The organism is Phenylobacterium sp. (genome assembly GCF_035944335.1).
Taxonomy (GTDB): domain Bacteria; phylum Pseudomonadota; class Alphaproteobacteria; order Caulobacterales; family Caulobacteraceae; genus Phenylobacterium.
Genome location: NZ_DASZBG010000015.1, coordinates 1 through 4,982, shown reverse-complemented (window position 1 = coordinate 4,982; position 4,982 = coordinate 1). Strand labels below are relative to the sequence as shown.

Annotated in this window: 6 protein-coding genes; 3 read left to right on the top strand and 3 right to left on the bottom strand. The window is 67.3% G+C overall.

The genetic code is table 11. The features are described from left to right. On the bottom strand, positions 1-1,187 hold a 1,187-nt coding region (clpX, locus tag VGT80_RS03415; RefSeq protein ID WP_327452898.1), incomplete at its 3' end, for an ATP-dependent Clp protease ATP-binding subunit ClpX. A gap of 223 nt (positions 1,188-1,410) precedes the next feature. Here clpX and VGT80_RS03410 point away from each other — a divergent pair. Together VGT80_RS03410 and VGT80_RS03405 are read left to right on the top strand one after the other, a co-directional pair. Further along, the gene (locus VGT80_RS03410) at positions 1,411-2,061 is read left to right on the top strand and encodes an HAD-IB family hydrolase (protein WP_327452895.1); all 651 of its coding nucleotides are present in this window, start codon (positions 1,411-1,413) and stop codon (positions 2,059-2,061) included. Then, positions 2,058-2,315: a hypothetical protein gene (locus tag VGT80_RS03405; protein WP_327452893.1), complete on the top strand. Its 258-nt coding sequence runs from the start codon at positions 2,058-2,060 to the stop codon at positions 2,313-2,315. The genes VGT80_RS03410 and VGT80_RS03405 overlap by 4 nt, the downstream gene beginning before the upstream one ends. Here the strand turns inward: VGT80_RS03405 and VGT80_RS03400 are convergent, their stop codons facing one another. Together VGT80_RS03400 and VGT80_RS03395 are read right to left on the bottom strand one after the other, a co-directional pair. Next, the gene (locus tag VGT80_RS03400) at positions 2,316-3,080 is read right to left on the bottom strand and encodes a hypothetical protein (RefSeq protein ID WP_327452892.1); all 765 of its coding nucleotides are present in this window, start codon (positions 3,078-3,080) and stop codon (positions 2,316-2,318) included. 168 nt (positions 3,081-3,248) lie between these two features. Beyond that, a complete protein-coding gene (locus VGT80_RS03395; protein WP_327452890.1) occupies positions 3,249-3,869 on the bottom strand; it encodes an ATP-dependent Clp protease proteolytic subunit in 621 nt (206 codons plus the stop codon). 163 nt (positions 3,870-4,032) lie between these two features. On the opposite strand from VGT80_RS03395, the gene VGT80_RS03390 reads away from it, so the two are divergent. Beyond that, positions 4,033-4,982 (top strand): M20/M25/M40 family metallo-hydrolase (locus VGT80_RS03390; RefSeq protein WP_327452888.1); only part of this gene is annotated, 950 nt, incomplete at its 3' end.

Here is a 4,982-nt window from a genome sequence, read left to right as displayed (position 1 = left end):
TTGACCACCACTTCCTCGACCCCGTCGTAGGTCGGCAGCTCGTACATGGTGTCCAGGAGGATGGCTTCCAGGATCGAGCGCAGGCCGCGCGCGCCGGTCTTGCGGGCGATCGCCTTGCGGGCCACCGAGTTCAGCGCATCGTCGGTGAAGGTCAGGCCGACGTTCTCCATGTCGAACAGCCGCACGTACTGCTTCACGAAGGCGTTCTTCGGCTCGGTAAGGATCTTCACCAAGGCCTTCTCGTCCAGGTCGTCCAGGGTCGCGATGACCGGCAGGCGGCCGACGAATTCCGGGATCAGGCCGAAACGCAGCAGGTCGTCGGGCTCCACCTGGCGGAAGATCTCGCCGGTGCGGCGCTCGTCCGGATCATGGACCTTGGCCCCGAAGCCGATCGAGGTGCCCTGGCCGCGCGCCGAGATGATCTTCTCGAGGCCGGCGAAGGCGCCGCCGCAGATGAACAGGATGTTGGTGGTGTCGACCTGCAAAAATTCCTGTTGAGGATGCTTGCGCCCGCCCTGCGGCGGCACCGAGGCGATGGTGCCTTCCATGATCTTCAGCAGAGCCTGCTGGACGCCCTCGCCCGACACGTCGCGGGTGATCGAGGGGTTGTCCGACTTGCGGCTGATCTTGTCGACCTCGTCGATGTAGACGATGCCGCGCTGCGCGCGCTCGACATTGTAGTCGGCCGACTGCAGCAGCTTGAGGATGATGTTCTCGACGTCCTCGCCCACATAACCGGCTTCGGTGAGCGTCGTGGCGTCGGCGACGGTGAACGGCACGTCGATGATTCGGGCCAGAGTCTGGGCCAGAAGCGTCTTGCCGGTGCCCGTCGGGCCGATCAGCAGGATGTTGGCCTTGCCCAGTTCGACATCGTTGTTCTTCGACGCGTGGTTCAGGCGCTTGTAGTGATTGTGCACCGCGACCGAGAGGACTTTCTTGGCGTGGTCCTGGCCGATCACGTAATCGTCGAGGACTTCGCGGATTTCCTTCGGCGTCGGAACGCCGTCCTTCGATTTGACGAAGGAAATCTTGTGTTCTTCGCGGATGATATCCATGCACAGCTCGACGCATTCATCGCAGATGAACACGGTCGGGCCCGCGATAAGCTTGCGGACCTCATGCTGGCTCTTGCCGCAGAAAGAGCAATACAGTGTGCTCTTTGAATCTCCGCTCGCGGCCTTCGTCATGGTCGTTTTCTCACTCTCTAGGCGACCCGGGGGCCGGCGAGCGCCTGCATCGCCCTTCGGGGCTCGTCGCCCCATCAATGCAGAATACGCGCCGCGGGTTGTCTAAGTCTTGACATTCCCCGATCCGCCTAAGGATCACAAGCCTTCGCGCGACGTCGCGACAAATGGCGGCGCGGCGCCGGGGATGGCGCCGCCCACCGTTCTAAATGGGATTCCTCTCGAAATGGCACAAGATCGCGCGCGAAAAGGGGCAAATCGGCCGCAGCCGCCATCGAGGCCTCCGCTCGTCGCGTTCGATTTCGACGGCACGATCACCACCAGGGACAGCTTCACCGCGTTCTTGCGGTGGCGCGCCGGGCCGGTGCGCTACGGGCTCGGCCTCCTTCGCCTCTTGCCTGGCGTCATCGCCTACCTGTTCCACCGCGACCGCGGGCGCATCAAGGCCGAGGCCGTGGCGGAGTTCCTGTCCGGCCTCACCGTCCCGGAACTGGAGGCCGACGCCGAGGCCTTCGCCGCGGAGCGGGCGCCCAGCCTGCTGCGCCCCGACGCCCTGGCCGCCTGGCGACGCTGGCGGGCGGAGGGCGCGCGCCTGGTCATCGTCTCGGCCTCGCCGAGCTTCCTCGTCGCCCCGTTCGCCGAGAAGCTGGGCGCCGATCGGCTGCTCGCCACCGAACTCGCCGTCGACGCCACGGGCGTGGTGCGCGGCGCCTTCGCTACGCCCAATTGCCGCGGGCCGGAGAAGGTCGCCCGCCTGAGGGCCGCGTTCGGCGACGATGCGGTCCTCAAGGCCGCCTATGGCGACACCTCCGGCGACCGGGAGATGCTGGCCATGGCCGAGATCAAGGGCTTCCAGGTCTTCAAGGCAAAGCCATGAGGCACGCCCGTCCCGAGGACCTCGACCGGCTGGACGATCTGCTGGGTCAGTTGCGCGCCCTCCCCGGCCTGACCGAGAAATCGCCGGGGACCTTCTATGTGAAGTCTCGCGCCTTCCTGCACTTCCATCAGGACCCCAAGGGCATGTTCGCCGACCTCCGCGATGCGTCCGGCGCGGGCTTCGAGCGGATCGACGTCACCGACGCCGCGGGCCAGGCCGAACTGGTCGCCAGGGCGCGCGAACGCCTGGGCTGATCAGCCCCCGATGTGCTTGATCGCGTTCGCCGCCGCGGTCCAGGCCGGCGAGGACCAGACCAGCGGCCAGGTCAGGTCCATGACCGCATAGATCGGCACGCCCACCAGATAGACCTTGGAGACCTTGCCCCGGGTCCGCAGGTCATAGGCGATCGGGATCAGCATCAGGGCGACGGCCGCGAGGTTGAACCACTGGGCCTCCAGGAACGAGGCCGGCGGCCCGTCGTGCTGGCCGAACAGCACCGCGCCCCACCGCGCTATCGGCGCATTCAGGAGCGAGAGCGTGGCCAGCAGCATCAACCGCTTGTGAACTTCGGAGCGACGCGTGTTCATCATCGCCAGGACGATGCAGGTCCCGAAGAAGGCCATGCCCGAAACGTCCACCCAGGCGAAGGTCGCCGAGCCGGGCCCGGCCGGGATCGGCGTGGGCTGGTTCAGGCGCACGACCACCACGGTCATGACGCTGAACGCCATGGCCGCGGCCAGCGCCGCGCCGAGCACGCCCCACTCGCGGTGCGGCACGAGCTTGCCGCCCGCCACCAGCCAGGTCTGGCTGCAGAAGTAGATCGTCCAGCTGAAGAACAGCAGGCCGTGGATGTAGAACACAGGCGGCCGCACGAACGTCCCCTGCGCCAAGGGCAGGAAGAAGCTCGGCGAGAAGCCCAGCACGGCCACCGCCAGGCAAACCGCGCTCATGATGGCGTAGAAGGACGGCCGGACGTCGGCCGCCGCGCGCGCCGGGCGCGTCATCGTAGCTTGGCTCATGCAGTGTTCCCCCGAAAAGCTTGAGCGTTGAGCTTATCGAAGCGGCGTTCGCCGACCAGTCGGATTCGTCGGCCTCGTCGCCAGCCGACCAAAGCGGCGGCGGACACGAAAAGGCGCCCGCCCTGGCTGGCGAGCGCCTCGAAATCGCAGATCGCTGAAACGGCGGGCCTAGGTCTCGGCGTCGCCCTCGCGGCGTTCCCAGACGTGGTCCACGATGCCCCAGGCCTTGGCCTCTTCCGCGGTCATGAAGAAGTCGCGGTCCAGCGTCTCCTCGACCACCTCGATCGGCTGGCCGGTGTGCTTGGCGTAGAGCTCGTTGAGCCGCTTCTTGGTCTTGATGATGTCCTCGGCGTGCCGCTGGATATCGGTGGCCTTGCCGGAAAAGCCGCCCGAGGGCTGGTGGACCATGATCCGGGCGCTGGGCAGGGCGATGCGCTGGCCCTTCTCGCCGGCCATCAGCAGGAACGATCCCATCGACGCCGCCATGCCCATGCACAGGGTGATCACCGGGCTCTTGATGTACTGCATGGTGTCGTAGATCGCCAGGCCGCTGGTCACGATGCCGCCCGGCGAATTGATGTACATCTGGATCTCTTTCTTCGGGTTCTCCGCCTCGAGATGCAGCAGCTGGGCGCAGACCAGCGCCGCCATGCCGTCCTCGATCGGGCCCGCCACGAAGACGATCCGGTCCTTCAGAAGTCGCGAGAAGATGTCGTAGGCGCGCTCGCCGCGGCTGGTCTGTTCGACCACCATCGGCACCAGTCCGAGCGCAGTGGTGGGATCACGCATATCGGGGGAAGCCCTTCTGGAGAAATCGTCGACGGGCGGAATCCGCCCGCGCTGTGGCTATCGATATCGCGTGCCTGACGCCTCGGCGCAAGGGAGGCCGAGGCGCCTTGATCAAAGCCGCAGGACCGCCATGCTGGAGCCTGCATCTTCGGGGGAGAGTTCCATGCGTTCGATCTATCTGGCCGCGGCTTCGGCCGCCGCGCTCCTGGCCTGCGGCCCGGCCACCGCCGCACCAGCCAAGGCAGTCGCCAGGGACGGCAAGGTCTGGGCCGCCGCCCAGGCCGCCCGCGCGGGGCAGCTTCAGCTGCTGCAACAGGTGGTCGACATCGATTCCGGCACCGGCGACGCCGAAGGCGGCCGCAAGGTCGAGTCCGTTCTGATCCCGCGCCTGAAGGCGCTCGGCATGAGCGTCGAGGCCGTGCCCGCCGAGGCGCAGGGCCTGCCCGAGAACCTCGTCGCCCGGATCGCCGGGACCGGCAAGGGCCGGCTGCTGCTGATCGGCCACATCGACACCGTGTTCGGCCCCGGCACCGTCGCCAAGCGCCCCTACCGCGCCGACGCGGAAAAGGCCTACGGGCCCGGCGTCTCCGACGAGAAGGGCGGTGTGATCGAAGGGCTGACCGCGCTCCAGATCCTGCACGACCAGGGCTTCAAGGACTTCAAATCCATCACCTTCCTGATCGAGACCTCGGAGGAGCGCGGCTCGCCCGGGACCCAGAAGCTGATCGGCCGCCTGCTGGCCGACGCCGACGTGGAGCTGAACCTGGAGCCGGGCGATCCGCCCGATGCGCTCACCGTCTGGCGCAAGGGCTCGACCACCTTCCACATCGACGTGAAGGGCCGCGCCGCCCACGCCGGCATCGCCCCGCAGGAGGGCCGCAACGCCGCCCTCGAGCTGATCCACCAGCTCGCCGCCGACGATGTCTTCCCGAAGTCCGGCGACGGCATCACCGCCAACCTCACCGTGATGAGCGCCGGCACGCGCAACAACATCATCCCCGAGGACGCCCAGGCGATGATCAATGTCCGGGTCCGCGAGCGGGGCCAGGTCGCCCAGGTGCAGGCGGTGCTGGAGAAGAACGCCCTGACGACGGTGATCCCCGACACCAAGGT